The organism is Pseudomonas sp. NPDC089743 (genome assembly GCF_044748785.1).
GTDB classification, from domain to species: Bacteria; Pseudomonadota; Gammaproteobacteria; order Pseudomonadales; family Pseudomonadaceae; genus Aquipseudomonas; species Aquipseudomonas putida_X.
Map to the genome: position 1 here is coordinate 90,425 of NZ_JBIVGS010000008.1, position 24,730 is coordinate 115,154.

The 24,730-nt window shown below is 63.0% G+C and carries 24 protein-coding genes and 1 pseudogene; 8 read left to right on the forward strand and 17 right to left on the reverse strand.

Features of this window, described 5'->3' with window-relative positions:
• Window positions 1–10: 10 nt before the first annotated feature.
• Window positions 11–2,062, reverse strand: a complete 2,052-nt coding sequence (locus tag ACIPZC_RS15955; protein ID WP_400628014.1) for a TonB-dependent receptor — start codon at window positions 2,060–2,062, stop codon at window positions 11–13.
• Window positions 2,063–2,140: 78 nt separating this feature from the next.
• Window positions 2,141–2,548, reverse strand: a complete 408-nt coding sequence (locus ACIPZC_RS15960) for a DUF2946 family protein (protein WP_400628016.1) — start codon at window positions 2,546–2,548, stop codon at window positions 2,141–2,143.
• Between the two features lie 368 nt (window positions 2,549–2,916).
• Between ACIPZC_RS15960 and ACIPZC_RS15965 the strand changes: the two genes are divergently transcribed.
• The 4 genes and pseudogenes from ACIPZC_RS15965 to ACIPZC_RS15980 all read left to right on the forward strand — a co-directional run.
• Window positions 2,917–3,294 (forward strand): DUF2946 family protein, encoded by a 378-nt coding sequence (locus ACIPZC_RS15965; protein WP_400628018.1) that lies wholly within the window; start codon window positions 2,917–2,919, stop codon window positions 3,292–3,294.
• A 161-nt stretch (window positions 3,295–3,455) separates the two neighbouring features.
• Entirely contained in the window at window positions 3,456–3,851 is a 396-nt protein-coding gene (locus tag ACIPZC_RS15970) for a DUF2946 family protein (RefSeq protein WP_267823695.1), read from the forward strand.
• A 77-nt stretch (window positions 3,852–3,928) separates the two neighbouring features.
• On the forward strand, window positions 3,929–4,504 hold the full coding sequence (locus tag ACIPZC_RS15975) for a putative natural product biosynthesis protein (RefSeq protein ID WP_400628020.1): 576 nt from the start codon (window positions 3,929–3,931) through the stop codon (window positions 4,502–4,504).
• A 72-nt stretch (window positions 4,505–4,576) separates the two neighbouring features.
• Window positions 4,577–4,822 (forward strand): annotated as a pseudogene (locus tag ACIPZC_RS15980) (LysR family transcriptional regulator); the annotation flags it as partial.
• Between the two features lie 168 nt (window positions 4,823–4,990).
• Here ACIPZC_RS15980 and ACIPZC_RS15985 read toward each other — a convergent pair.
• The 7 genes from ACIPZC_RS15985 to ACIPZC_RS16015 all read right to left on the reverse strand — a co-directional run bounded on the left by ACIPZC_RS15985 (window position 4,991) and on the right by ACIPZC_RS16015 (window position 12,788).
• Window positions 4,991–5,422 carry a copper uptake system-associated protein gene (locus ACIPZC_RS15985; protein ID WP_267823702.1) on the reverse strand — a complete coding sequence of 144 codons (432 nt, stop codon included), beginning with the start codon at window positions 5,420–5,422 and terminating at the stop codon, window positions 4,991–4,993.
• Between the two features lie 54 nt (window positions 5,423–5,476).
• Window positions 5,477–7,393, reverse strand: a complete 1,917-nt coding sequence (locus ACIPZC_RS15990) for a TonB-dependent receptor domain-containing protein (RefSeq protein ID WP_400628022.1) — start codon at window positions 7,391–7,393, stop codon at window positions 5,477–5,479.
• A 109-nt stretch (window positions 7,394–7,502) separates the two neighbouring features.
• On the reverse strand, window positions 7,503–7,883 hold the full coding sequence (locus ACIPZC_RS15995) for a DUF2946 family protein (protein WP_400628024.1): 381 nt from the start codon (window positions 7,881–7,883) through the stop codon (window positions 7,503–7,505).
• Window positions 7,884–8,066: 183 nt separating this feature from the next.
• A complete protein-coding gene (locus ACIPZC_RS16000; RefSeq protein ID WP_400628026.1) occupies window positions 8,067–8,357 on the reverse strand; it encodes a c-type cytochrome in 291 nt (96 codons plus the stop codon).
• Between the two features lie 340 nt (window positions 8,358–8,697).
• Window positions 8,698–10,173 carry a PepSY domain-containing protein gene (locus ACIPZC_RS16005; protein ID WP_400628284.1) on the reverse strand — a complete coding sequence of 492 codons (1,476 nt, stop codon included), beginning with the start codon at window positions 10,171–10,173 and terminating at the stop codon, window positions 8,698–8,700.
• 5 nt (window positions 10,174–10,178) lie between these two features.
• Window positions 10,179–12,332: a TonB-dependent receptor gene (locus ACIPZC_RS16010; protein ID WP_400628028.1), complete on the reverse strand. Its 2,154-nt coding sequence runs from the start codon at window positions 12,330–12,332 to the stop codon at window positions 10,179–10,181.
• A gap of 66 nt (window positions 12,333–12,398) precedes the next feature.
• Window positions 12,399–12,788: a DUF2946 family protein gene (locus ACIPZC_RS16015; protein ID WP_400628030.1), complete on the reverse strand. Its 390-nt coding sequence runs from the start codon at window positions 12,786–12,788 to the stop codon at window positions 12,399–12,401.
• Window positions 12,789–13,132: 344 nt separating this feature from the next.
• Here ACIPZC_RS16015 and ACIPZC_RS16020 point away from each other — a divergent pair, with 344 nt between their 5' ends.
• The 3 genes from ACIPZC_RS16020 to ACIPZC_RS16030 are packed head-to-tail and all read left to right on the forward strand — an operon-like array spanning window position 13,133 to window position 15,543.
• Window positions 13,133–13,798 (forward strand): metal ABC transporter ATP-binding protein, encoded by a 666-nt coding sequence (locus ACIPZC_RS16020; protein ID WP_400628032.1) that lies wholly within the window; start codon window positions 13,133–13,135, stop codon window positions 13,796–13,798.
• Window positions 13,798–14,658 (forward strand): metal ABC transporter permease, encoded by an 861-nt coding sequence (locus ACIPZC_RS16025; RefSeq protein WP_241806939.1) that lies wholly within the window; start codon window positions 13,798–13,800, stop codon window positions 14,656–14,658. Before ACIPZC_RS16020 ends, ACIPZC_RS16025 begins: the two co-directional genes overlap by 1 nt.
• A gap of 9 nt (window positions 14,659–14,667) precedes the next feature.
• Window positions 14,668–15,543 (forward strand): metal ABC transporter substrate-binding protein, encoded by an 876-nt coding sequence (locus tag ACIPZC_RS16030; RefSeq protein WP_400628034.1) that lies wholly within the window; start codon window positions 14,668–14,670, stop codon window positions 15,541–15,543.
• A gap of 42 nt (window positions 15,544–15,585) precedes the next feature.
• Here the strand turns inward: ACIPZC_RS16030 and ACIPZC_RS16035 are convergent, their stop codons facing one another.
• The 3 genes from ACIPZC_RS16035 to ACIPZC_RS16045 all read right to left on the reverse strand — a co-directional run bounded on the left by ACIPZC_RS16035 (window position 15,586) and on the right by ACIPZC_RS16045 (window position 18,904).
• The gene (locus ACIPZC_RS16035; protein WP_349975473.1) at window positions 15,586–15,936 is read right to left on the reverse strand and encodes a hypothetical protein; all 351 of its coding nucleotides are present in this window, start codon (window positions 15,934–15,936) and stop codon (window positions 15,586–15,588) included.
• 140 nt (window positions 15,937–16,076) lie between these two features.
• The gene (locus ACIPZC_RS16040) at window positions 16,077–16,799 is read right to left on the reverse strand and encodes a DUF4198 domain-containing protein (protein WP_400628036.1); all 723 of its coding nucleotides are present in this window, start codon (window positions 16,797–16,799) and stop codon (window positions 16,077–16,079) included.
• A gap of 14 nt (window positions 16,800–16,813) precedes the next feature.
• Window positions 16,814–18,904 carry a TonB-dependent siderophore receptor gene (locus ACIPZC_RS16045; protein WP_400628038.1) on the reverse strand — a complete coding sequence of 697 codons (2,091 nt, stop codon included), beginning with the start codon at window positions 18,902–18,904 and terminating at the stop codon, window positions 16,814–16,816.
• A gap of 281 nt (window positions 18,905–19,185) precedes the next feature.
• Between ACIPZC_RS16045 and ACIPZC_RS16050 the strand changes: the two genes are divergently transcribed.
• Complete coding sequence (locus tag ACIPZC_RS16050; RefSeq protein ID WP_241806943.1) at window positions 19,186–19,443, forward strand: type B 50S ribosomal protein L31; 258 nt, start codon at window positions 19,186–19,188, stop codon at window positions 19,441–19,443.
• A 92-nt stretch (window positions 19,444–19,535) separates the two neighbouring features.
• Here ACIPZC_RS16050 and thrS read toward each other — a convergent pair whose 3' ends face one another.
• Genes thrS through ACIPZC_RS16075 form a run of 5 tightly spaced genes read right to left on the reverse strand, consistent with a single transcriptional unit; the run spans window position 19,536 to window position 24,689 of the window.
• Window positions 19,536–21,542 carry a threonine--tRNA ligase gene (gene thrS / locus ACIPZC_RS16055; protein ID WP_400628040.1) on the reverse strand — a complete coding sequence of 669 codons (2,007 nt, stop codon included), beginning with the start codon at window positions 21,540–21,542 and terminating at the stop codon, window positions 19,536–19,538.
• A gap of 40 nt (window positions 21,543–21,582) precedes the next feature.
• Window positions 21,583–22,173, reverse strand: coding sequence for a 6-pyruvoyl trahydropterin synthase family protein (locus tag ACIPZC_RS16060; protein ID WP_400628042.1), 591 nt, complete (start codon window positions 22,171–22,173; stop codon window positions 21,583–21,585).
• Window positions 22,167–23,597 carry a cysteine--tRNA ligase gene (cysS, locus tag ACIPZC_RS16065; RefSeq protein WP_400628044.1) on the reverse strand — a complete coding sequence of 477 codons (1,431 nt, stop codon included), beginning with the start codon at window positions 23,595–23,597 and terminating at the stop codon, window positions 22,167–22,169. The genes ACIPZC_RS16060 and cysS overlap by 7 nt, the downstream gene beginning before the upstream one ends.
• Entirely contained in the window at window positions 23,590–24,501 is a 912-nt protein-coding gene (folE2, locus tag ACIPZC_RS16070) for a GTP cyclohydrolase FolE2 (protein ID WP_400628046.1), read from the reverse strand. Before folE2 ends, cysS begins: the two co-directional genes overlap by 8 nt.
• 50 nt (window positions 24,502–24,551) lie before the next feature.
• Window positions 24,552–24,689 carry a hypothetical protein gene (locus tag ACIPZC_RS16075; RefSeq protein WP_400628048.1) on the reverse strand — a complete coding sequence of 46 codons (138 nt, stop codon included), beginning with the start codon at window positions 24,687–24,689 and terminating at the stop codon, window positions 24,552–24,554.
• Window positions 24,690–24,730 lie beyond the last annotated feature (41 nt).

The following is a 24,730-nucleotide window of genomic DNA, read 5'->3' on the forward strand; positions in this document are numbered from 1 at the left end:
GTACCTTGCGTCAGAAGTCGACGGTGAGCCCCGCATACAGGGCGCGACCGTCGCCGGGGGAGTGCAGCGATGCATCGGCACCGTCCGGGTCGTACCAGACGTATTCGTAGTAGCGATCGGTCAGGTTCTTCAGTTGCAGGTCGACGCTCAGCGTTTCGCTGAGCTTGTAGGTGGCGCCGAGGTTCATCAGCACGTAGCCGCCATACGTGCCTTGGGTGTTCTCACGCTCCAGGTAGTAGTTGGTCTGCCCGTTCGCCCAGGCAGTCAGCTGCAGCTTCGGGGTAGCCTGATAGCTGATGCCGGTGTTCCACAGATGGTGGGGCACGTGATCGATTTCCTGACCTTTGCTGCCTGGTAATGCGCTGCTGGGCTCAAGGATCTTGGAGTACTGCCAGGAGTAGGACATCCACACCTCAGTGCGTTCGTCCGGGTGCAGGTTGACCTGCAGGTCATAGCCCCAGCGGCGTGTTTCACCAACGTTGTCCGACTCCCCGCTGGGGTCGTTCAGGCGACGGCTCACCTCGCCAGAGGCGTCCTGACGCCAATAAGCCACGCGGCCATCGATCCAGCTGGCTGGGGTGAACTTGACGCCCGTTTCCCAGCCTTCGTTGATCGATGGGTCCAGGTCCTCGTTGCGCGGCGGCACCTTGTAGGCTGCGGCGCCCGTGCCGACCTGGAAGGTCCGGCCCCAGTTGGCGTAAACGCTGGCGAACTTCCACGGCGAATAGACAATGCTGAGCTTGGGCTGCTTGATCAGCCCGTAGTCGTTGATGTCCGAGTCCAGCCCGGTCATCTTGTTGGTGAAGTCACCGCTGATCTTGTCGACGCGATAGGCCGGCACGATCTTCAGCGACTCCACTGGCTCGATTTCAGCCTGCACATAGGCCCCGACCGTGTTGAAGTCGAAGTCCTGGTCACGGGTCTGCGCCTGCCGCACGCGATTGAGCGTGCGGTATCGCTCGCTGCGGTTCTGCTGTTTCTGCACATCGCTTCCGCCTTCAAGGGCGAACGCATGCAGCCAGTCCACCTGTGGCCGCCAGGTCAGTGAGGTAATGGCACCGTACTGATCCTCGTAAGTGTCGCGCTCCTGCTGTGAACTGGTGCGCCAGTACTGCGTCCAGCGACGGTCGTCATAGCTGTTGAGGTAGGTCTTGGCCGACCAGGACAGCGTTTCGGCCAGGTCGGTGTCGAAGTGCACGCTGACCTGGTTCATTCGCCGCGTGCCTTTGTCCGTGGCGTTGTAGTCATTGCTCATGCGCGGATGATGGCGGGCGTCATCCTCGGTCAGGTAGCCGGCCTCCTGGGCTTCGGACTCGTAGTGGCGGGCGATCAGGCCAAGGCGATAGCTGCCATCGTCAGGGGTATAGAACCACTTGCCGCCGAAGCTGTAGCGTTCGGTGTCGGCATGGTCGCGGTAACCGTCGACCTGCTGGCGGGCGAAGAAGTAGTTCTGCGTCCAGTTGCTGGTCTCGATGCCCTTGGCCAGTTGCACCTCGCGGGTGTTGAAGCTGCCGTAGCGCAGGCGCGCCTTGTTGTAGTTGCCGCCGGTGCGGGTGTTGATATTGACGTTGCCGGCGATGTTGTTCAGGCCATAGCGCGGGTCGCTGGTGCCGCGCACCACCTCGATGCTGTCGATGTCCATGGGGAACACCGAGTCGATGAAGGGCATGTTGCCGTCATTGGTGTTGCTGGGGATGCCATCGATCAGCAACTTCACCGCGTTCACTTCGCCTTCGCCATTGAAACCGCGAAACGACAATTTGCCTGAGGTGGTGCCCTGATTGAATTCGGTCAGCATTACCCCGGGCGCGCGGCTGAACAGCTCCCAGCTGTAGGCCACGGGCATTTTTTCGAGGATGTCACCGCCCAGAATGTCCACCGAACTGAGCACGCTGCTGGTGGCCAGCGGGCCGCTTTCGGTACTGGTCACGTTGACCGCGCCAAGGGTGAGGGTGGAGTTTTCAGCAGGCAGAGTTTCGGCAACGGCCAGCGACAGGGGGCTGAGGCTGAACAAAGCGAGCACGGGCAGGACAGCGCGTGCGGTGCAACGGAACGCAGGCATGGAAGGTTTCCTGGTCAGACAGTCGGGCAGGGCTGCGCACCGAAGGTCACGGTGCAGCCGTGGGCAAGCAACGACAGGTCAGGCCAGGGGAGAGGCACGCGGGTTGAGCTTTGGCCACTGCTCGCGCGGCAGCAACAGCGTGTGGCTGGCGCCGAGCAGCAGCGCGTCGGGCCAGTAGCGGGGATAGAGATGGCGATAATGGGAGCTGGCCAACATGGCATGGCCGGCATGACCACAGCAGCAGTCACCTGCCGGGTGTTTCGTCTCGGACTGATCGCCGAGTTGCGGCAGTTCGGCTTTGAGCTGGGCCAGCAACGATTTGGGCAGGCTCTGCGCACCGTGCAGGCTGCAGAAGCTGCCGAGAATCAGCGATTGGCTGTCGATGCGGGGTGTTTGCAAGGCACGGTCGAGTGGCATCGCCAGCAGGTTGAACAGCATGGCGAGACAGGCGAGGAGGCAAAAATGTGCGCGAGCACGTACGGTCATGAAACCCCCGGACGGGTGAGGCGTGCATTAAGCCGCATCTGTTGCGGGCTGTAAAAGTTCAGCGGTGCGCCATTTTGTCGCAGACGCACCCCGCCGAAGGCTCAATGACTGCGCATGCCGGCGGCCACCTTGGGAGCGTCCTGGCCGGCTCTGCGCTGTTGTCTGCGTGGGATTGCACCGAGCCATTGCGATGGCGGCGCCACTGTAAGGATCGTGGTGGGTCTGACCAACTGTGACAATCTGTCCCTGGCGGCCACCCGCATTGGCCAATGGCGTCCAACTGCGCCAGGTGTGGCGGCTTGTCGCAGACGGGGCAGGCCACCGCTGAAGCTTCTACGGGGCCGGTTTCGATGCTAAAGTCGCCGCCCATGAACCGTCTGCCTTCAAACCGACCCCTCATTGCCTGGGCACTGTACTTCTGTGTCCTGTTCAATGTACTTGGCTGTGGCCTGGCCCACGGGCAGGCAGTGGGGCTGGCGCTGAATGGATTCGGCGGCGCGTTCTGCAGCTTAGGTGGCGATACCGCCCCACTGAAGGCCAAGCAGGACGGCGCCCTGGCGAGCGACTTGAGCATTCCGTTCAGTTGCCCGATGGGCTCGGCGGCTTTTCTCACCTTGGTCTTTCTCATCGCTGTCGCCTGGCTGCTGGCCAGCAGCGAGCGCCGGCCAATCCTGCGTGAAGTACGCAGCCATGCCCCGCCGCGTTATTGCTGGCCCTCATCCAATCCTCGCGCTTCACCTCTCTGACGCTACCTGCGCCTAGGCGCCGTGGCGGGCCAGTGCCTGCCATTTAACACGCCGGATCTACGGTTCATGCTCAGGCATGCACCTGCCGGTTGGTTTGGCCGTCGTTGGAGGTAAGCCCTCATGACCTGTCGAATCTCCACGCCCGCGCTACCTGGCGAGGCATGAACATGCGCCATTGCGGCCTGCGCGCACGCACCTGGGATAGCCTCTGGGTCGCCGCGTTGCTTGCCATGTTGCTCAAGGTATTGGCATTGCCCATGGCCAGTACCCTGGGCGACCTGAGCCTGGCGCAGTTGCTGGCGGGCAGTTATTGCTCGTCGGGCGGCGTTCAGCCGGCCATGCCGGACAAGGACGGCAACCTCAGCCCGAAGACGTCCGCCCCGGGGCATTGCTGTTGCGCCCAGGGCGGCCCTGCACCTCTGCCTGCCTCGTTGATCCTGGCCGGCTTCGTGCTGCCCGTGCTGCCGGTCGACCAGCAGCCCGCCGTTCTGGTGCATTCACCGCGGCACTGCTGGCCGTCGATCAACCCCCGTGCCTCCCCGACGTCGATCGCCTGACCCGCAAGGACCCAGGCCGCACCCGCTGGAAGCGGGGCGTCGGCCTGCCGATGGCTAGCCGTACCCAGGAGCACACGATGTCTCGCACCCTGACCGCTTCAGCGTTGCTGGAGCCCTCCATTCGCCCGTCGCGCGCGGGCGACTTCCTGTTGCCGTTTCCCGATTACCCCTGCAACGCCCGCAGTTTCGTCAACCTCGATGCGCGCCTGCTGCCTTACTGGCACACGCTATTCGATGTCTGCCCCAGCTTGCTGAAGCTCGACCCGCCTGAGGGGCTTGAGTTGTTCCGACGCTTCATGACTTGGGCCTACCGGCACCATCCGGCGCTGGATTGGACGTATTACATCAGCGTTTGCCGCTGGTTGCTGAGCTCCCCCTACCAGGCGCGTGTGACTGAGGAGCACATCGAGGCCTTCATGGCGGCGGCGGCCGCCTTGTGGGTGGCGACTGATGTGTCTCAGGCCCGTGGCTTGGTGCTGGCCTGGCAGCCTATGGGCGAACGGGTCGTGGAGTGGAAAACCGGCGTACGGCCGGCGCTGCCAGCCTCCCAGGCGGACGAAGACTTGCCGTCACCCCCTTGGGAATTTTCCTGGAGCCCACTCAGCGCCAAAGGCCAGAGCAGCTTCCGGCGCTGGTTGCCGGTACCTGGCTAAGGCAGGGCGGCACAGGGGCGGCCTTGCGCCGCCCGTTTTCCTGTTCATTGAATGCTTAGCGAGAGACCGACGATGGACATACTCCAAGCCATGCGCGCGTTCAGTTGCGTGGTTCAGGCCGGCAGCCTGACCGGCGCGGCCGAACGCCTCGACACCACCACCGCCAGCGTTTCCCGGATGCTCTCCAACCTGGAGGCGCATCTGCATATTCGCTTGTTGAACCGCACGACCCGCCGCATCGCCCTGACCGAAGCCGGCAACCGTTACTTGAAGCGCTGCCGGGTTATCCTCGAACTGGTGGATACCGCAGAGAACGAGATACACCGCCACACACTGGACTTGCCCACGAACGGGCAGGCCAACACCCGAACGGGCGCAGCACTCCAACTGGGCGCTTGTTAATCGGGTAGGTCGTCTTCGCCGCTGGCCAACGGGCGCACCGACCTTGACCGAGGGACGGGGGCCTGAGAACCCCCGGGTTGTTCATCAGTGATTGCCGTGGGCAGCGTCCTTGTCGACCTTGACCACGCCTTGGAACAGCGCGAACTGCTTGACCCGCTCGGCGGGTTGAGCACTTTCGGCCTGGCGCACTGCCTGGCTCAGTTGGGCCGCGTCCTGTTCACTGAGCCCGGCGCTGTGCAGGGTTGCCGGGTCGAGCAGTGAATCGCCGGCGCACAGCACCACGCGCCAGCCGTGAGGCCCTTTACGCAACAAGGCACGGCCGCCGCGCTGGTCTTGCAACCAGCCGGCTACCGCATGCTCGCCCTGGATGGTAACCGGGCCAACGTCCAGTGGCGCATCCGGGCGTTCGAAGTTGTGTCGCATCAGGTGCTGAATGCTCTGCTGCTCGCTGGCGGTATCGGCCACGGCCAGCAGCGGGCTGCAGGCCAGCAGCAGCGCAAGGATCGGTGCTTTCATGTGCTTGTTCCTTGTAAGGCTGCCGACTGCTGTCGGCAGCTTCCGGTGGCGGGCTCAGAAGCCCATCTTCACACCCAGTTGCGCCGAAGTACCGGGCATCGGGTAGTTGGTACGGTAGGCGTAGTCACGGTCGAACAGGTTCTCCACGGCGACGAACACTTCGCCCACCTTGCCCAGTGCGGGTACGGCGTAACCGACGCGCATGTTGACCACGGTGAAGCTATCGACTTTGGAGAAGTTGCTGGCGCCGGCGGTGCGTTCCTCGGCCAGCACGTACATGTCTTTCTGGTACTGCGCATCAGCCGACAGGCGCCAAGGCCCGGTCTCGTAGGTGGTGCCCAGCGACAGCGATTTCTGCGGCGCGTAGGGCAGGGTCTTGAGGGACGGATCGAGCCAGGTGAAGCCGACGAAGCTGCTCCAATTGCTGGTCCAGCGCTGCTGCCAGGTGGCTTCGGCACCCTTGATGTCGTAGTCACCCAGGTTGATGTAGGAGGGGCTCGACACGGCCGGCGGGAAGGCGAACAGATAGCGGTCCTGCAGCTTGTCCTTGAACACCGCGAGGTCCAGGGTGGCGCTGTCGATGGGGTTGAAGCGCACGCCCAGTTCCTGGTGGTCGACTTTCTCGGGCTTCAGGTCCTTCCAGGTTTCACCCAGCGCCGGGATCAGGCTCGACATCACCGAGGCTTCCAGGCCGGGGTAGTTGATGCCGCGCGAGGCGTTGGCACGGAATTCGACATTGCTCGATGACAGCAACAGGCCGGCGTGCGGGGCGGTGGCGTTGTCGAACACATTGTGCTCATACGTGCGTACGCCGACCGAGGGGGTCAGGGTCCAGGTGTCGTTGAGGGCAAAGGCATGGCTGACGGCGAGGTGCGGCGATGTCACGCGCAGGGTGGGCGCATCGAACTTCGCTTGTGGCGCCGGGGCGATGCGCTTGAAGTGGACCTCGCCCTTGCTCTCGTCGATGTCCAGGCCCAAGGCCACTTCGCCGCCTTGCCAGGGGCGCAGCTGTTCTTCCCAGCGAATGCCTTGGAGCGTGAAGTCACTGATGGTGTCGCCGTCCAGGCCGGTCTGGTCAAGGGCCGAACCTCGGCCTTCGTTGTGGTAGACCTTGAGGCTGCCATCGCCCCATTCGTGATTGTGCGCCAAGGACAGCGAAGCGAGTGTGCCGCGGGTATTGAACTCGCCATTCTTGGTTTCCGGCAGGCCTTTCTGCCCGGGGTCGGAGACCTGGTTATTGGCATGCAGCACCAGCAACCCGGTACTCCAGTTCTCATTCAGCCGGTAACCCAAGCGCGCCATGCCATTGTTCAGCCGGCCATCACCGTCACTGCGGTCACCGTCGGAGTGGGCCGCACCCTGGGCCAGCAGGTAATCAAAATCGCCTTCCCGGCCAATCAGGCTGGCTTGTTCGGTGGCTGTGCGGAAGCTGCCGCCGGTGAGTTGCAGCTCGCCATGGTGGTTGTCGCCCTGCTCGGCAACCTTGGGCGTCAGGTCGATGGCCGCGAAGGTGTTGCCGAACTTCTGCGGCTGCGGGCCTTTGTACACGCTGATGCTCTGCATCGCGTTGATCGGCAGCAAGTCGAGCAACGGGTGGCCCCAGACGCCCATGTAGAACGGAACGCCGTCGATGTAGGTCTTGATCTCGCTGCCCGGGCGGCTGGCACCCATGCCGCGGATGTACACCGCACCGCCTTCGGCACCGCCGAACGAGCCTACCGGGTTGAAGCGCGACACCACTACGCCGGGTGTACGACGCAGGGCCGAGGACAGGTCGAGGGCGTTGAGGTCGCGGATTTGCTCCTGGCCTACCACGGTGGTCAAGCTGCCGAAGCTGTCGACGTTGTTCTGGTCGATGACCGAGGTCCCGACCACCGAGGTTTCGGCCAACTCCACCGTGTTGGTCTGGGCCAGCGTGGCACCACTGGATAACGCGAGTGCAGCAGCGCAGCAGATTGTCTTGTTCTTCATGCTCTGGGTATTCCTGAATGCAAAAGTGGCAAGGCGAGCCGTACTCCACGCGCCAGGCGACATCCCCATGTGTATAGAGCCAGGGGCGTGGTGAGGCTACTGGGTTGATTCAGGCCAGGGCGGGTGAGGCGCGGGGGTTGACTGCAGGCCAAAGGCGACGAGGCCAGGCTGCAGGGGAGGCGGGCAGGGAACTGTCAGGTGTCACCCGGACGACCGGAAGGTCGCGCAGCAGGGGCATCAATGCCAGGCCGGTGTGGCTGCACAAGGGGCAATCGAGCGTAGCGCCTGCGGCCAAGGTGTCACCCAGCCTTGGCGCGAAGCCAAGCGGACCGGGCGGGCCCCCGGCGTGGCCGCAGAAGGCGCTACCTGCGCCATTGAGCGTCAGGCCGCTGGACTGGCCGTGGCCGAGCCCGCAGTGCAGCACGGCAAACAGCACGCTGGCGTAAAGGAGCCAGGCGTAGGCGTGACGACGTCCTGCTGATCGGTGCATATCCCTTGCTCGATGACTGCGGCGGTTGTAATGGGGCGGTGCGCGAGTCTAGCAACGCTTGCTGTTCACGCAGGGTGCGACAGCCTGCCGCACCTGAACTTGGCTTGCAAGATACCGCCGCACTGACCCTGTGTAGGCGGTTACCAAGGGCGCGCCTTGCTGAAGGCGGCCCTGGTACGCCAATCACTTGGACATGTAGTCGATCACGGCCTTGTAGTCGTCTGCGGTGCAATCCATGCACAGGCCGCGCGGCGGCATGGCGTTGAAGCCTTCGGTGACGTGCTTGACCAGTACCTCGTTGCCTTTGGCCAGCCGTGGCTTCCAGGCCTCGTGGTCACCATTTTTCGGTGCCGTGGGCAGTTGGCCGTTGTGGCACATCTGGCACGCGCGGTTGAACACTGCCTCCGGGTCCTGGGCCGCTTGAGCCAGGCTGGCGGTTGCCAGGCAAGCAAGCATTGCCAGTGTTTTTTTCATGACCGACCTCTCAGGTTTTTATTGGAAGGCAGAGTCTATGGGAGTACGCATGCCTGTCAGGTGCGCCACCCTGCCGCACCCCGGGCTGCCAAGGCTTACCTGCCTGGTTGGTGCATGGTGTGCGGCAGGGTGTCGCAGGGCGGCGTTGAGCCGAGGCCGTGCTACGTTGAAGTCGATCCGGTGTTTGACTCTTGGCAGGGTTTTCATCGGGTCAAACAAAAGCCGGGGCGTATCAACGCCCCGGCTTTTGTCTTTTCAGGTGCTCAGTTGAAATTTCAGGCCGCGAGCACCTTGACGCTGGCCAAGCGGGCGCCTAGCAGATCGCCGCTGCCAAAGCCGTTCAACCGCGGGCTCGAACTGTGGAGCGACGTAGCCTGCGCCAGCCTAAGATGATTCCACTTAGCGAGATCACCAGGCCGCCGATGCTCAAGGCGATGATCAGGCTTTCGCGTAACGCCGGCCTTTGCAGCAGGGGTTGCAGGTCCCAGCTGTGCAAGAGATTGAACAGCCAGCGGCCGGTGCGTTGCCTGGTATCGTGGCTGGCCACCATCTCCCCGCTGGCCGGATCAAGGTAGACCCAAGTGCTGGCAGCGTCATCGAATCGCAGGCGCAGCACCGGCAACGGGCGGCGCTGGGAGCCATACATGCTCTGGGGGTCGCGGGCGAAGTAGTAGGCGTCGTAGTGGCGCTGCCAATGGGTATGCACCGGGATGCCTGCTGCCATCGCGTTGGCAGCGTTGAGCAGGCGTTGCTCGGACAACTGCCGTACGGGTGCCGCGTCGGCCTCTAGCATCCGACTATCGCCCACGGCATCGCGGGCCACCAGAAAGGTGTCAGCGCCAAGGCGTTGCCACTGCAGTTCCACAGGGGCGAACCCAGGTATCTTGTGCAGGCGGGCCAAGGCCTGGGCCACTGGCTGGCCGATGTCCACCGCACGTAGCGGCCCTTGATGCAGAGCCTGGGTGGCCAGTTGCGAGCGACTGTCGGTGAGGCCCCAGGGGCGCATCGACATGAATCCGCTGAATATCCACAGCACCAACATCCCACCGAACAGTAATCCACCAATATGGTGCCAGCGCAGCCAACCGCCGGGATAAGGGCTGCACGAGCCACTGCGATAGCGCTTGCGCAGCCGCAGGCGCAAGATGCCGACAGCCATGCCCAGCAGCGCCATGATCGTTGCGGCCAGAGACAGCCCGATTACCAGGGTGCGCCAGCCGTTGCTGAACCCAAACCCGCCGCGTAGCGGGTAGAGCCAATGCAGCCAGGCCCCGACCCAGTTCCAGGCGCGCTCCCGGGCTGTGACGTCACGCACCACTTCTGCAGTACGTCCGGACAGGTACAGCCAGGTACCGGCTGCATCGTCGACCTGCACCCGGTGCAAGGGGCGGTCGCTGTCCAAGGCGGTGGAGTGGGTCCACATGTCCTCGTCCACCGTGCCCCGGTACGCCACCCCGACCTCGCCTGCATACTGCCGCGCGCTTTCCAGTGCCCAGCCGGCGTCGACCTGCGCCAGGGGCTGGCCGCTGGCAGCGTCGAGCGCAACGCGGCGGCCATCGGCCAATTCCAACAGGTAGTACGGCCGACCACCCAGGCTGGTCAGGCGCAGCGCTTTCAGAGGCCGCTGCGCCCACTGCTCGGGTAACTCGGCGCAGCAACCCGCAGGCAAAGCCGGCAGGTGGGCAAGGCGTTCGGCCGGTGTCAGCTTGGGGTAGCCGACATACAGCATGACCACCCCAGAGACGAACCACAGCGCCATGAACAGGCAGGCGACGATTCCCAGCCAGCGGTGCCACAGGTAGAGCTGGCGCTTCACGCTCATCAGTAGCGCCACTGCACGGCGACTTCCAGGCTGCGCGGCTCACCCAGGTAGTACTGGGTATTGGTCTGGTGGATGAACCGGGCGTAGACCTCGTCGGTCAGGTTTCGCAACCGCGCGCTGACTTGCACGTGCTTGTCCAGGTCGTGGGTCATGGAAAGCCCGTAAACGGTGTAGGACGGTACCCACGAGGTATTAGCGGTGTTGGCGTACACCGACGACACATAACGGGCGTCGGCGCCGACCTGCCAGCCCGGGGCGAGGTCGTAGGTCAGCCAGAGATTGGCCACCCGATCAGGAATGTTCACCGGGTTCTTGCCTTTGCGCGAATACACCACACCGCTGATGGTCTCGTTGAATTCGTCGTATTCGGCGTTCACCCAGCTGAAGTTACCTGCCGCCAGCAGCTTGGGCGTGACTTTGAACGAAGCGGCCAGTTCGATACCGGTAGAGGTCTGCTGGCCTGCCTGCTCGGTGGTGTTTGGCACGGTCGAGGAGGGCACCGAGATGTTCTTGCGCACAATCCGGTAAGCCGCTGCAGTGGCCGTACCGCGGCCATCGAGGAAGTCGAACTTGCTGCCCACTTCGACCTGGCGCCCGGTACTCAGGTCGAAGTCGCCCACTTGGCTGATCGAGGCACTGGTCAGGGTGCCTCCCGGCGGCTCGGCCGAGGTGCTGTATTGGGTATAGAAGCTGACATTCGGGGTCAGGTCGTAGACCAGGCCCAGGCGACCGGTCACTGCGTCCCAGCGCCGGTCCAGCTTGGCCCGCGCAACGTGGTCGATGACGTCGAAATCGATGTGGTCATAGCGCAAGGCGGTTATCAATGACAGCTGATCCGTCAGACGGGTACGGTTCTCGACAAAGGCCGAGGTGGTGTCGGTGGTGGTGGTGCGTCCCTTGGCCATGGGCGCGTCCATGCCGGGGATATCGAGGAAGTGCCCTGGCTCGAAGCCATTGGGGTCAACCGTGTCGAACGCGCCCTTGGACAGCGGGTAGTTGGTTTGCTGGTTGGTGTTGTAATCCATGCCGAACGCCCAGTCACTGGCCAGGCCGAACAGCTCACCCTGATGGATCAGCTCGACCCTGTCGCCGTTCACCTCCTGGTCGTGACGCTGGCGGTAGCCGCCCGAGCGAGCGATGGCGCTGTTGTCGGCGTTGTAGCGATACACCTCGAGGTTGCGGTAATCGCGCTGGCCGTTGTAGTGATAGAAGGTATTGCGCAGTTGGGTATTGTCGTCGAAGCGGTAGTCGGTGATCGAGCGTAGCCAGCGAGTGCGCTGTTCGTAGCGACCGTCTTCAACGTTGTAGTTGTTGAAACGGTTGTGCTTGTCGATGTGCAGGGTGCCGACCAGTGGCTGCAATACCGGAGTGCCCCAGTAGGGGCTGTCTTCTTTCTCTTCCAGGTATTCGATGGCCAGCGTGTGCGAGAGCTGGTCGTTGATGTCGCTGAGCAGCGAGAAGGCCAGGTTGCCGGCCCCATTCTCCTGGCGATCGATGTAGCCGTTGGTGCTGGTGCGGCTGTAGTCGAGACGGGCGTAATGGCGCGGGCCGTCGCCTGTGTTCAGGGCTTTGTTGAAGCCGACCGAGGTTTCCGTGGTGTCGAAGCGGCCATAACTGACGCGCCCTTCAAACGTGTCTTCGTCTCGGCTTGCCAGCCGGGTGATGAAGTTCAGGCTGCCACCGACAGCACCGCTGCCGTTGAGGAAGGAGGACGGCCCGCCGAGCAATTCGATGCGGTCGTAGATCCAGGCGCCCACCGGGCGCGCTGCGCCGCCATACTGCAAATTGATGCCGTTGAACAACTGGCTGATCTGCGCGCCATTGAAACCCCGGTACGACACATAGCCGCCCCAGCCTGGCGGCGCCGAGGCGTTCACACCAGGCAGTGCGTTGGCGGCGTCCTGGAAGTTGCGCGCGCCGATACGCTCCATGGTCTTGCGGTCGGCCACACTGACCGAAGCAGGGTTCTCACGGGCGCTGAGGTTAAGGCGCGAGCCGCTTTCGATGGGGCGGTCGAGGTCCAGGCGCGTGGCCTCGGTGGGTTGGTCAGCGGTGGCGGTAACGGTGCTGGATGGCAATGTAAGGGTTTCATCCTGCGCCCAGGCGCAGTTTGCGCTGCCAACGAGCAGCGCCAAAGTGGTCATGCGGAGCATGCGAGGCTTCCTGGTTGAAATCGATGAACGCACCGCCGATGCCGGTCGGGTGGCTCGGGGGCGATGTCAGAACGCGGGAAGCGAAGCAGGAGAGGCGCGGGGGTTCACCCGTGGCCAGCGCAGCTTGGGCAGGCGTGGCGTGGGTTGGCTGGGTAAGGGGCTGGCCGGCTGTTCGGCGAGCAGGGTCAGCAGGCCGAAAAATACGGCCAGCAGCGTGGCGCTGAACAGGCTGGCGATCACGCAGTCACCGCCGGCAGGCAGCATGGGGTCGGCAGTATCTTGCTCAGCTTTGAAAGCGCCGCTGGCGTCGGCGGAGCACCAGGCGGCGTCATCCAACCCGGCAAGGCGCAACCCGGCCATCTGCCCATGGCCCATGGCGCACAGCAACGAGCCGAACAGAATGCTGAAATACAGCACCCAGGCGACATGCGATCGTGTGTGGCGGGCCAGTTTCATGGCAGTACTCTGGAGGGCACTGAGTTGTCAGGTTAGATGTGGCGGCGCGATTCTACATCTTCTGAAACATCTGAACAGGGTGTTTTTTAAGGTGTGAGCATTCAACCGAATGATGCAGTTCGCTGCCCGAGCCCAACGGATGTCGAGTAAAAAGTGCTTTGTTGGTATGCGGTAATCACACGCTTTTCTACCTGTAGCGGCGGCCAGGGCCGACTCAGTTGCAATCGTTTGAAAGGCTGTGACTAGAAAGAAAGGCGTTGCTTTCGACGTGTTATAACATATCATTATGCGGGTGAGGCCAGGGTTTTCCGGCCGCGTCATTCCTTTCGTTTTGGAACTCACCCGTGATTCTGTGCCAAGACCTCTTGTGGGGCGCTGCCAAACGCCCGTTGACCCCGCATCTGAACATCACGCTGCCAGCGGGTAGTTTTACTGCAGTGGTGGGGGCCAATGGTGCTGGCAAAAGCAGCCTCTTGAAGGTGCTTGCCGGCTTGCAGAAGCCTCTGTCCGGGCGCCTTCGCATCAGTGCCGAAGGCACGAAAATTGGCTATCTGGTCCAGCGCTCTGCCATTGACCGGCAGTTCCCCATCAGCCTGGGCGAGTTGGTCAGTGGCGGCTTCTGGGGGCAACGCCTGCACCGTCGGGAGCGCAGCGAGCGGTTGCGCCAGGCATTGCAAGCCTGGGAAATCGAAAAGCTCGCAGCACACCCGCTCGAAGCGCTTTCCGGCGGCGAACTGCAGCGTGCGCTGCTGGCACGCTTGAGCCTGACCGACGCCAACCTGCTGCTGCTCGACGAGCCGGACTCGGCGCTGGACAAGCCGGGGCAGGCGTTGCTCTGGCGTCATATCGACGCTTGGCACAAAGCTGGCCAGACAGTGGTGGTGGTCAGTCATGACCTGCCGCGCGTGCAAGCGATGGCCGACTATTGCCTGCTGATCGACAGCGAGGGGTGCCAATACGGACCCAGTCAATCTGTGATCGGGCGTGCCGCACTGGGGCAGGTGCAGTGATGTTGGATATGGCATGGGCACCGTTCGTCGAGTTCGCCTTCATGCGCCGTGCGCTGTTCGGCGGGCTCACCCTGGCGCTGAGTGTCGCGCCGTTGGGGGTATTCCTGGTGGTACGGCGCATGAGCCTGATCGGTGACGCCATTTCCCATGGCATTTTACCGGGCGCTGCTTTGGGCTTTTGGCTGGCAGGGCTGTCCGTGGTTGCCATGACACTGGGCGGCCTGGTGGCGGGCTTGATGGTGGCAGGCTTTTCAGCCCTGGTGAGCCGGCACACCGGTTTGCGTGAGGACGCTAGCCTGGCGGCGGTTTACCCGATTTCACTGGCTTCGGGCGTTCTGCTGCTCGGGCTGGCGGGCAAGCGCCTGGACCTGCTGGGGTTGCTGTTCGGCTCGGCCCTGGCGGTCGATCAGGCGACCTTGCAAACCATGGTGTGGGTAGCCGTAGGCAGTCTCTTGGCTTTTGCCCTGATTTACCGGCCTTTGCTGCTCGACAGCCTGGACCCCTTGTTCCTGCGTAGCGTCAGCCGCTTTGGGCCAATCGCCCATGGCGTGTTCCTGGGCCTGGTGGTCATCAACCTGGTGGTTGGCTTCCAGGCCATCGGCGCCTTGATGGTGGTTGGCCTGATGATGCTGCCAGCCATCGCCGCACGTTTCTGGAGCCAGCGCCTGCCCTGGCTGATAGCCATTTCGGCGCTGATCGGCATGGGCTCGGTCTGGCTGGGGTTGCTCTTGTCCTACTACGCCTCACTGCCCTGTGGCCCGGCGATCGTCGTCGTGGCCGGCTGTGCCTACCTGCTGTCGGTGATGGTGGGGCCGGTCCGCGGGCTGCTGCGTCGTCACTACACCCCTGTCACTCACTGAGGAGCCGCTATGCGCCCGTTGATCGTTGTGCTCATGTTGTTGCTGTCACCGTTACTGTCTGCCGCCGAACGCATCAAGGTAGTGACCAGCTTCAGTATTCTGGCCGATATCACCCGACAGCTCGGTGGCGATCAGGTACAGGTCATCAATATCGTCGGGCCCGACAGCGATGCGCATGTCTACGAAACCACGCCGGATGATGCCAGGCACGTGTTGCAGGCGCGCCTGGTGGTGGAGAACGGCCTGAATTTCGAGCCCTGGCTGGACCGCCTGATCAAGACCACCGGCACCCAGGCTCAGGTCGTCCGGGCTAGCCAGGGGATCCTTCCGCGTACCTTGGACGAGGAGGGCCAGACCATCCCCGACCCCCATGCCTGGAACAGCCTGGCCAACGCCAAGATCTACGCGGCCAATATTGCCAAGGCGCTGGAAGCGGTTGACCCCGGCAATGCGCAGGCCTATCGCAGCCACCTGGCTGCCTACCAGCAGCAGATCGACGCCTTGCTGGCCGAGGTGAAGAAAAGCTTCGCGGCCTTACCAACAAACAACCGGCGCATCGTTACCTCGCATGATGCCTTCGGTTACCTGGGCCAGGCTTACGGCATCGAGTTCCTGGCTCCCCAAGGCCTTTCCACCGACCAGGAGCCTACTGCCAAGGATGTCGCCAGCATCATTTCGATGATCAAGCGCGACAAGATCAAGGCCGTGTTTATCGAGAACATCAAGGATTCCCGGCTGATGCAGCAGATTGCCGACGATACCGGAGCGAAGATAGGTGGGACGCTGTATTCCGATGCACTTGCCGCCCAAGGCCCTGCCAGTACCTACCTGGGCATGTATCGGCAGAATGTGCAAACCCTCACCCAGGCGCTGGCAGGCCAGTGAGGCCAGCGCCTCCAGCCCTTGCCGGCTGGAGGCGGGCAACGGTCATTTGACCACGGTCACCGGGCCGTGGTCGTCGCAGTGATCGCCGTGCGGGTGGTGCAGGTGGCCATCGACCAGGTAATCGACATGATCACCATGGGGGATCGCCTCATGCCCGCAGCCCGGGCCGTGGGTATGGTCGGCAGCATGGCCGCCACATTGGTGGCCGGGGGTGCAACGGTCGGGATTCTGGCCGTTGGCTTCCAGTGTGTGTTCATCGACATGGTCGCCATGCACGTGATGCAAGTGCCCGTCGTGCAGGTAATCGATATGCCCATCGTGCTCGATTGCAGTGTGGCCGCAGCCGGGTTTGTGCTGATGGTCATGGTGGGGATGCTGGTTGCAGGTACCCATTTCGAACGCCTTTAACGAGTGCTGAGACATTCAGCGTAGTTGGCGGGCGCCGCTTCTTCCAACCCGCTGAAGACCGTCGGTCCTTTGGGCTGACATCCCTGCCGTACCTCGGCCGAGATGGCCGAGGTACGCTACTTTCGTCACTCGTGGTGCGGTTCACCCAGGAACGTCAGCGAACTGAAGAAGCTCTGCTGGGCAACGGGGCTGCCTTCGGCCATCGGCAGGGTAGCCTGAGCCGCGATGATGTTGAGCCCTTCATTGCGAACGGTGACACGTGCGCGGCCTTGCTGGTCGGTGGTGGCGCTGACCTGGTGAGGGGCGCCCCGGTAATCGCCCAGCAGCGGGATATCCGCAGCCGGTTTGCCATCGAGCAGCACCTGCACTTCCAGCATCTTGCCCGGGCCGACCTGCAGAGGATCGCTCAGGGGAACGATCGCCAAACGCAGCATGTCCAGTTTCGGCAGCCGAGCACCGCTCTGGTAGATCGCCAGGCTGTACTTGAAGCTGTGGGTGGAGGCGATCGCATCCTTGATGTGGGTGCGATCCTGATTGACCCACTGCTTGTCCGGGCGCTGCGACCAAGGCCCGTTGTCCAGCAGCACGGCCAGTGCCGCAGGCGGCGTGAGCGGCTGCAGAACAGCATGGTCCGCCAGGCGCTCGACGGTGACCGGGACCATGTCCCCGGTCGCGTCGAACGCCCAGGCGCGTTTGATCTTCTGCGCCTTGTAGGCGTTATCCTCGGCACCGTGGCCGTACACGACCTCGATATTGCCGCGTCGCTCCTCGGTCCACAGGCCGTGGGCGCCTGCGTTGACGCTGACCATCAGGGTCAACAGGGCGACGACTTTCAACGATGGATGCATGATGATTCCTCGGTTCAAAGGCTTAGGGTCAGGCTGACACTGAAGTTGCGCGGCTCACCGGGCAGCACCCAAGAACTGTTGTACGACCGTTCGTAGTACTTGCGGTCGAACAGGTTGTTGAGGTTGAGGCCGACGGTGACCTGTTCGCTGGCCTTGTAATGCGCCAACAGGTCGACGGTGGTATAGGCGTCCAGGGTGAAGTCGCTGCCGGCCTGACCGGAACGTTCGCCGACGTAATTCACCGCCGCCCCAACGTCCGAACCGCGCAAGGCACCTTCCTGGAATTCGTACACACCCATCACGCTGCCGCTGTTGCGAGCGATGCCCAGCAGGTCGCTGCCTTTTGGCAGGGCCGCGTCGCCCTTGGTGACCTCCGCGTCGATATAGGCGTAGGCACCTATCACGCGCAAGGCGTCGGTCAGCTGACCGCTGAACTGCAGGTCCAGGCCTTGGCTGCGGGCCTCGCCAGCCGCCACGCTCTCGCCAAGGGCGTCGGTGGTGATGACGTTCTCCTTGTCGATATGGAACAGGGCGATGGTCGCGCCCAGGCGGCTGTCGAGCAGGTCGAGCTTGACCCCGGTCTCGTAACCCAAGCCCTTTTCAGGCTTGTAGACCTGACCCTGGGTGCCGATGGTATTGGGTTTGAACGACGTGGATGCGTTGGCGAACACGCCGACTTGCGGGGTCAGTTGATACAAGACCCCGATGCGCGGAGTCGCGACGTCCTTTTCCTGGCTGTCGCTGGCACCGGTGGTGCGGTTCTGCGATGTCTGCTCGAAGCGTTCCAGGCGTACACCCAGCAGTCCGCGCAAGCGGTCGGTGAAGGCGATCTGGTCTTGCAGGTTGATCGCGTAGCTTTCAGTGTGCTCGAAGAAGTCGTTGGCACGGGTGATGGCCGGCTTCGGCTTGCCGTATACCGGGTTGTAGATATCCAGGCCATAACCTGCTGAGGTGGCGCTTTGCGGATACTTCTGGCTGTTGCGGTAGTTTTCGTACTCCAGCCCGACCAGGGTCTGATGCTGCCAGCCACCCAACTCGAACTGCCCGTGCAGCTCGGCCTGGGTGATGTTGTCGTTCCATTCGAAGTCGCGTTCGCGATAGAAGCGCGTGATGGTGGTGCCCACCAGGGCCTGGGGCTCGGAGCTGTTGCCCTTGAGCGTGCCTTGGGTGTAGTGGTTGGCCAGGCGCAGCTTCCAGTTGTCGTTGAGCACGTGTTCCAGTGCGACGTCGAGGGTCTGGTTGTCGTTGCGGATCTTGCCGTCATTCGGCTCGCCGAGGAAGGTCGAGCGCTTGACCGAACCCATTTCGCCGTTGACCGCCGGAATGCCACGGTCGAACACCGACTCGGTACGGGAAAACTCGGTGTCGATCATCAGCCGGGTGTCGGGCGACAGCTGCCAGCTCAGGGAGGGGCTGACGATACGGCGCTCGCTGCCGACATGATCGCGGAAGCTGTCGTTGTCCTCGATGGCGAGGTTGATCCGGCCCAACAGGTTCCCTTCGCTGTCCAGCGGCGAGTTGGCGTCCAGGGCGGTGCGGTAGCGATCCCAGCTGCCGGCACTGAGGGTGAGGTTGCTGAACGCTTCGGCCTGGGGACGCTTGGTGACGATGTTGACCAGGCCTCCAGGGTCGCCACGGCCGTAGAGGCTGGCAGCCGGGCCTTTGAGCACTTCGATGCGCTCGATGTTGGACGTGTCCGGCGCGCTGTAGCTGCCGCGGTTGATGGCGAAACCGTTCTTGTACAGCTCGCCAGTGGTGAAGCCGCGCACACTGTAGTTGAGGAACGTCAGGCCGCCGAAATTGTTCTGCCGCGACACGCCGCCAGCAAAGTCCAGGGCGCGGTCGATGCGGGTGGTGTTGAGGTCCTTGATGACCTGCGCGGGCACCACATCGATACTCTGCGGTGTGTCGCGGATGTCGGTATCGGTGCGGGTGGCCGTGGCTGAGCGGGTGGCACGATAACCTTGCACCGGCCCGTCGGCGCGCTCTTGGAGGTAAACGTCGGTGATGGCGGTTTCGTCCAGCACCAAAGGTTCTGCCGCTAGAATCGGCTGGCCGAACAAACCCAGCGTCAGGCCGGCCAGAAGGGGTGTACGAGGGTTCACGAAAAGTCTCCGTTTTTCACGCCATAACGCTGCATTTTTTAGTTGTCCTGGCTTGGGCACTGCCCGCGAGTTGGTAAGGGATTACAAGGGACACACGTCAGGTGTCACGGCGCAGGCCTAGCGCCAGGCCTGACAAATGAATCTTGATGAGGAAACGTTCATCTGGGGGCGCGCATTTTAGAAGATGTAATAACGTAACGCCAGAGCTTAATGATCATTCCCAGTTGCAAGTGATTCGTATTGGTAGTGTAATGTTATCCAGTAACGTTAAGGAGTTATTCATGAAACCTGGCATCCATCCCAACTATCGTCCCGTGCTGTTCCACGACACCTCAGCGAACATCTTCTTCCTCATCGGCTCTACGGCCGAATCCGACCGCACCTACCAGCACACCGACGGCAAGACATATCCCTACGTGCAACTGGACGTTTCCAGCGCCTCGCATCCGGTGTACACCGGCCAGCAACGTCAAGCCACGACTGAAGGGCGCATCGCCAACTTCAAGAAACGCTTTTCCGGGTTTGGCGGTAAGCCGTAAGTAGCAGGCTGGGCTAGAAGGCGAACCGTGTCAGCGCACTCTGGAGGGTCGCATGCAATGCTGCCCTCCAGAGGCGTGGGTTCAAGGCGGGGTCAGGCAGTCGCTGAGCGATTGGCAGGCGAGACGCCCGCCCACAGGCGCTCCATCTCCAGTCGCCGCTCAGCCGCATCCGGCGCTTGGCACTGCTGCAACAGCAGGTCGATGGCCGAGCGCAGTTCGAAGCTGCCCATGTCTTGTCCGTCGCGATTGCGAATGGCGATGGTGCCTTCTGCCTGTTCCTTGGCACCGGCAATCAACAGGAACGGAACACGTTGCAAGGTCTGCTCGCGCACCTTGTAGCCGATCTTTTCATTGCGCGTATCGGCCTCGACACGCAAGCCGGCGCCGCGCAACAGCTTCGCCACATCCTGGGCATAACCTGCGTACTGCTGAGTGATCGAGGACACCGCCACCTGTACCGGCGACAGCCAGGCTGGCAGCTTACCGGCATGGTGTTCGAGCAGGATGCCAGTGAAGCGCTCCAGCGAGCCGAACAGTGCACTATGCAGCATCACCGGTCGCTGGCGCTGGCCGTCCTCGTCGACATACTCCAGGCCGAAACGTGCTGGCAGGTTCATATCCACCTGCAGGGTGCCGCATTGCCAGTCCCGGCCAATGGCGTCGCGCAGCACGAACTCAAGCTTCGGCCCATAGAACGCGCCTTCGCCGGGGTTCACCTGATAGGCCAGGTGCATAGCGTTGAGCGCGGTGATCAGCGAGCCTTCCAGCAGGTCCCATGTGGCATCGTCGCCCATACGGTTGTTCGGGCGTGTGGAAAGCTTGATACGCACATCCTCGAAGCCAAACTGGCGATAGATGTCGAGCACCATGGCCACCACCGACTGGCATTCCTGATCCATCTGCTGTGGCGTGCAGAAGATGTGCGCATCGTCCTGGGTGAAGTGGCGCACCCGTAGCAGCCCGTGCAGCGCACCCGAGGGTTCGTAGCGGTGCACCTTGCCGAATTCACCCATGCGAATTGGCAGATCCCGATAGCTTTTCAGGCCGTGCTTGTAAAGCAGCGAGCCGCCGGGGCAGTTCATGGGCTTGAGCGCCAGTGCACGGCCATCTTCGGTTTCGGTGGTGAACATGTTGTCGCGGTAGTTGTGCCAGTGGCCGGAAATTTCCCACAGGCTGCGGTCCATCACATCCGGCGTGTTGACCTCGATGTAGTCTGCGTCGTCCCGGCGACGACGCATGTAGGCGATCAGCGACTGGAATACAGCCCAGCCCCGTGGATGCCAGAACACCGCGCCAGGCGCATCGTCTTCGAAATGAAACAGGTCGAGCTCGCGGCCCAATTTGCGATGATCGCGCTTTTCTGCCTCTTCGAGACCGCGCAGGTGCTCCGCGAGCTGTCTGGCATCGGCCCAGGCAGTGCCATAGATGCGCTGCAGTTGTTCGTTGCGCGCATCACCGCGCCAGTAGGCGCCGGCCAGCTTGGTGAGCTTGAATGCTTTCAGCAGGCGGGTGTTCGGCACATGCGGACCGCGGCACATGTCGACATATTCCTGATGGAAGTACAAGCCGAGGTGCGTGGCCATCGGGAGATCGTCGATCAAGCGAAGCTTGTAGGTTTCGTTGCGGGCGCTGAACACGTCGATGGCTTCTGCGCGGCTGAGCACGCGCTTGATCACGTCGTAGTCCTGGGCGATCAGTTCGCGCATGCGGGCCTCGATAGCCTCCAGGTCGGCCGGGGTGAACGGCCTTTCATAGGCGACATCGTAGTAGAAGCCATCGCGAATCACTGGCCCGATCACCATCTGCGCGGTGGGGAATACCTGTTTCAAGGCGTGCCCAAGCAGGTGGGCGCAGGAGTGTCGGATGATTTCCAGGCCTTCGTCATCCTTGGGCGTGATGATCTGCAAGCTCACATCGTGGGCGATAACCTCGCAGGCATCGACCAACTGCCCGTCGAGCTTGCCGGCAACGGTGCTACGAGCAAGGCCGGGGCCAATCGATCGTGCGACGTCGAGCACGGTGACGGGGCTGTCGAAGTGACGCTGCGACCCGTCGGGCAAGGTCACGGAGAAGGCGGGGGATTGGGCGTTTTCTGGCATTTTTTCAGGCTCGGCGTTCAATAGTGTGGCAGCGGGTCGGTCAACCCAGCCCTTGCAGCTCGGTCTGCAGCATGGCGGAGTGGGATTTGAGGTGCTCGAACACGCCAGGGTTTGCCCAGGCTTGGCAGATGGCGGGCGAAAATTCGATGGCGTGCAGGTCGATCAGGCCCATTCGCGGGTTCTGCGCGTCTGCGCGGAAGCACTGGGCGTAGCCGGTCTCGGTTTCATGCACGATGACCGAATGCAAGCGTACATCCGCCTCGCCATTGCGCATTTCGGCCTGCGACAGCGCTGCGTCGACCAGGCAGAAGAACAGGCGCGAGAATTGTTCGGCACTGGGCGAAACCGGCACCAGCACCCAGCGTTCCGAATGCCGGCGGACCGACGCCAGGTAGTCGGGATCATCACCGGACCACAGCGCGACGCTATGGTCAAAGGCGTCGATCAAGTCCCTGATGTCGCCCTTGAGCAGGCCGAAATCGTAGACCATCTGGCCATTGTCCAGCGCGTCGGCGTGCAGGATCAGCTCGACCTTGTAGGAGTGCCCATGAATAGAGTGGGAACAGCGCCGGGTGCTGCAGCCCCGCACGATGTGGGCGTTCTCGAATTTGAACAGTTTGCGAATCAGCATGGGTCACCTGCATTGCCGGGGCCGCGGGTGGTCTGCTGGAGGCGGCGCAGTCTTGGCCCTTGAGCAGTATCCTCGGCGGTGTAGCCAGCCTCTTCCAGCTCGCTGCGCAGCCGGTCGGCAGTGGCAAAGTCGCGGGCGTTGCGCGCGGCCTCGCGGGCCTCGAGCAAACGGAGTAACGCGGCTTGCGGTGGCGGCTCGTCCCTGTGTGGCTGTAGGGCCCGCAGTGCTGCCAGCGGTGCCTGCTGTAACAGGCCGAGTAGCGCGGCCGACTTGAGCAGCCGGGCCTTGGCCTGGGCACGGGATGCACCGTCACTGGCATTGTCGAGCGCCTGGCGCAGCACATGTAGGCGGGCCAGGGCTTCAGCGACGCCCAGGTCGTTCCTGAGGGCGGCAAGCAATTGCGCGTCGGCTGGCACATCGTTGGCGTCGGGCACGGCGTCGCAGCGAGCCAGGCTAGCGTAGAAGCGGATGAGGCTCTGCACGGCCGCGCTCAGGCGCTCGGCGTTCCAGTCCATCGGGCGACGGTAGTGGGTGGACAGCAACGCCAGCCGAATCGCTTCGCCAGGGGCCTGGCCGAGCAGGTCGCGCACCAGTAGCACGTTGCCCAGTGATTTGGACATCTTCTGCCCATCCACGGTGACGAAGCTGTTGTGCACCCAGGTGCGGCAATACAACGTGCCGTGGGCACAGGTGCCTTGGGCAATCTCGTTCTCATGGTGAGGGAAGATCAGGTCCTGGCCACCCCCATGGATGTCGATGGTATGCCCAAGGTGTTGCCCGATCATCGCCGAGCACTCCACATGCCAGCCCGGCCGGCCTCTGCCCCAGGGGCTGCCCCAGCCGGGTTGGTCGGCCGTGGACGGCTTCCACAGCACGAAGTCCAGCGCGTCGCGCTTGTAAGGCGCGACCTCCACGCGGGCGCCCGCCAGCATGTCCTTGGTGTTACGGCCGGAAAGCTCGCCGTAGGCTGGGTAGGCGGGCACATGGAACAGGACATGGCCTTGCGCCACATAGGCATGGCCACGCGCGATGAGGGTCTCGATCAACTCGATGATCTGCGGTATGTGCGCGGTGACCCGGGGCTCGAGGTCGGGTGACGCCACCCCGAGTGCCGTCATGTCCTGATGGTAGGCATCGATGAAGCGGTCAGTGATATCGGCGATGGGCACGCCTGCCGCTGCCGCGGCGGCATTGATCTTGTCATCTACGTCGGTGAAGTTGCGGGCATACACCAGCTCGGCGTAGTCGTGGCGCAGCAGCCTGGCCAACAGGTCGAAGACCACCGCAGGGCGGGCATTGCCGATGTGCGCATAGTTGTAGACCGTGGGGCCGCAGACGTACATCGTCACTCGCTCGGGGCTTGCGGTGCGCAGCACTTCCTTACGCCGGGTAAGCGTGTTGTGCAGGTAGATCGGTTCAGTCATGTGCAGCGGCCTGCGGGGCGGACCAAGCCGAGGCATCGTGCGGGTGCAGGCTTTCCAGGTGGCGAACATGCACTTGGCTATCGCGGTAACCGTGCAGGCTGACCTGAATACGCCGCGCAGCGTCCTCGACGAACATCAGGTTCTGCCCGTTGAGGGCTGCGAACGCCTGTTCGTCAGCCCGCTTCACGGCGGTCTGAACCGGGGTGCGCAGGGCGCCTTCGACTTGGTCGATGAGGGCCAGCAACCCCAGATCAGGGGCATCGGCAGGCACCGCGACGCGCACCCGGGCTTCGCTGCGTTGGCTGTGCGGCGTGGCCAGCGATGCGTTGCTGCGCAGCCACTGCGCGACGGCGCTGGCTTCGAGCAGTGGCTGGTCTTTGAAGGCTCGCACAAAGCCGTCCTCGATCAATTGCCGGGACAAAGCGGCCGAGCAGGGGCACGTCGAGGAGTAGCCGATCCTGACCTCGATGCTCAGGTTCGGCACCCCACCGACCTTCGTGGCGAGCACATGAACCGGGTACGACTTCCAGCCAGAGAGGCCCTCGGTGACCAGTGCAGGGCGGCGAACCAGAAGGTCGAAATCCAGGCGCAACCTGGCATTGCGGCTTTCGCAGTCGTGATGGCTATCGATCATGTCCTGCAACAGCGCAAACAGGCTTGCCGGCGACACCGCTGCAGCCTCCCCCCAGGCGTCCAGCAGGCGGTACAGCCTGGACATGTGAATGCCTTTGACGTGCGGTGCTGGCAGGTCGACCTGGACATCCGCCCGGGCGTGCAGCTCGCGCTGGTAGGCCGGTTCTTCGATCCTTAGCGGCAGGTCGATACCTTGCATCCCGACCCATTGCAGCGGGCTGAGGGTAGGGGCGAGGTCGGTGACGGAAACGTCGGGTAATGCTGAGCTCATCATGTATATCCAGTGGTGGGAGCCTTGCACGTTGCAGCAAGGCGTATGAATCAGGTCCCGCGGGTAAACGGGTTGGGCAGCTTCATCCAGCCTTGCGGTCCCTGGGCCATTTCCTCATCGGTCAGCAGGCAGGCATCGACGCGCGGGCGCAGCGCGGCCTCGTTGCTATCGGGGATGGGGGTGCTCATCGGGACGCCTCTTGATAAAGGGTGGTGCGCATGCGTGCGGC

What these genes read in the sequence shown, in the direction of transcription:
- ACIPZC_RS16040 (WP_400628036.1), bottom strand. Translation starts at nt 16,799, where the DNA reads ATGCATCCATCGTTGAAAGTCGTCGCCCTGTTGACCCTGATGGTCAGC.
- ACIPZC_RS16015 (WP_400628030.1), bottom strand. Translation starts at nt 12,788, where the DNA reads ATGAAACTGGCCCGCCACACACGATCGCATGTCGCCTGGGTGCTGTAT.
- ACIPZC_RS15990 (WP_400628022.1), bottom strand. Translation starts at nt 7,393, where the DNA reads ATGAAGAACAAGACAATCTGCTGCGCTGCTGCACTCGCGTTATCCAGT.
- cysS (WP_400628044.1), bottom strand. Translation starts at nt 23,597, where the DNA reads ATGACTGAACCGATCTACCTGCACAACACGCTTACCCGGCGTAAGGAA.
- ACIPZC_RS16075 (WP_400628048.1), bottom strand. Translation starts at nt 24,689, where the DNA reads ATGAGCACCCCCATCCCCGATAGCAACGAGGCCGCGCTGCGCCCGCGC.
- ACIPZC_RS16050 (WP_241806943.1), top strand. Translation starts at nt 19,186, where the DNA reads ATGAAACCTGGCATCCATCCCAACTATCGTCCCGTGCTGTTCCACGAC.
- ACIPZC_RS15970 (WP_267823695.1), top strand. Translation starts at nt 3,456, where the DNA reads ATGAACATGCGCCATTGCGGCCTGCGCGCACGCACCTGGGATAGCCTC.
- ACIPZC_RS15955 (WP_400628014.1), bottom strand. Translation starts at nt 2,062, where the DNA reads ATGCCTGCGTTCCGTTGCACCGCACGCGCTGTCCTGCCCGTGCTCGCT.
- ACIPZC_RS16030 (WP_400628034.1), top strand. Translation starts at nt 14,668, where the DNA reads ATGCGCCCGTTGATCGTTGTGCTCATGTTGTTGCTGTCACCGTTACTG.
- ACIPZC_RS15995 (WP_400628024.1), bottom strand. Translation starts at nt 7,883, where the DNA reads ATGCACCGATCAGCAGGACGTCGTCACGCCTACGCCTGGCTCCTTTAC.
- ACIPZC_RS15975 (WP_400628020.1), top strand. Translation starts at nt 3,929, where the DNA reads ATGTCTCGCACCCTGACCGCTTCAGCGTTGCTGGAGCCCTCCATTCGC.
- thrS (WP_400628040.1), bottom strand. Translation starts at nt 21,542, where the DNA reads ATGCCAGAAAACGCCCAATCCCCCGCCTTCTCCGTGACCTTGCCCGAC.
- ACIPZC_RS16060 (WP_400628042.1), bottom strand. Translation starts at nt 22,173, where the DNA reads ATGCTGATTCGCAAACTGTTCAAATTCGAGAACGCCCACATCGTGCGG.
- folE2 (WP_400628046.1), bottom strand. Translation starts at nt 24,501, where the DNA reads ATGAGCTCAGCATTACCCGACGTTTCCGTCACCGACCTCGCCCCTACC.
- ACIPZC_RS16000 (WP_400628026.1), bottom strand. Translation starts at nt 8,357, where the DNA reads ATGAAAAAAACACTGGCAATGCTTGCTTGCCTGGCAACCGCCAGCCTG.
- ACIPZC_RS16025 (WP_241806939.1), top strand. Translation starts at nt 13,798, where the DNA reads ATGTTGGATATGGCATGGGCACCGTTCGTCGAGTTCGCCTTCATGCGC.
- ACIPZC_RS15985 (WP_267823702.1), bottom strand. Translation starts at nt 5,422, where the DNA reads ATGAAAGCACCGATCCTTGCGCTGCTGCTGGCCTGCAGCCCGCTGCTG.
- ACIPZC_RS16010 (WP_400628028.1), bottom strand. Translation starts at nt 12,332, where the DNA reads ATGCTCCGCATGACCACTTTGGCGCTGCTCGTTGGCAGCGCAAACTGC.
- ACIPZC_RS16035 (WP_349975473.1), bottom strand. Translation starts at nt 15,936, where the DNA reads ATGGGTACCTGCAACCAGCATCCCCACCATGACCATCAGCACAAACCC.
- ACIPZC_RS15965 (WP_400628018.1), top strand. Translation starts at nt 2,917, where the DNA reads ATGAACCGTCTGCCTTCAAACCGACCCCTCATTGCCTGGGCACTGTAC.
- ACIPZC_RS15960 (WP_400628016.1), bottom strand. Translation starts at nt 2,548, where the DNA reads ATGACCGTACGTGCTCGCGCACATTTTTGCCTCCTCGCCTGTCTCGCC.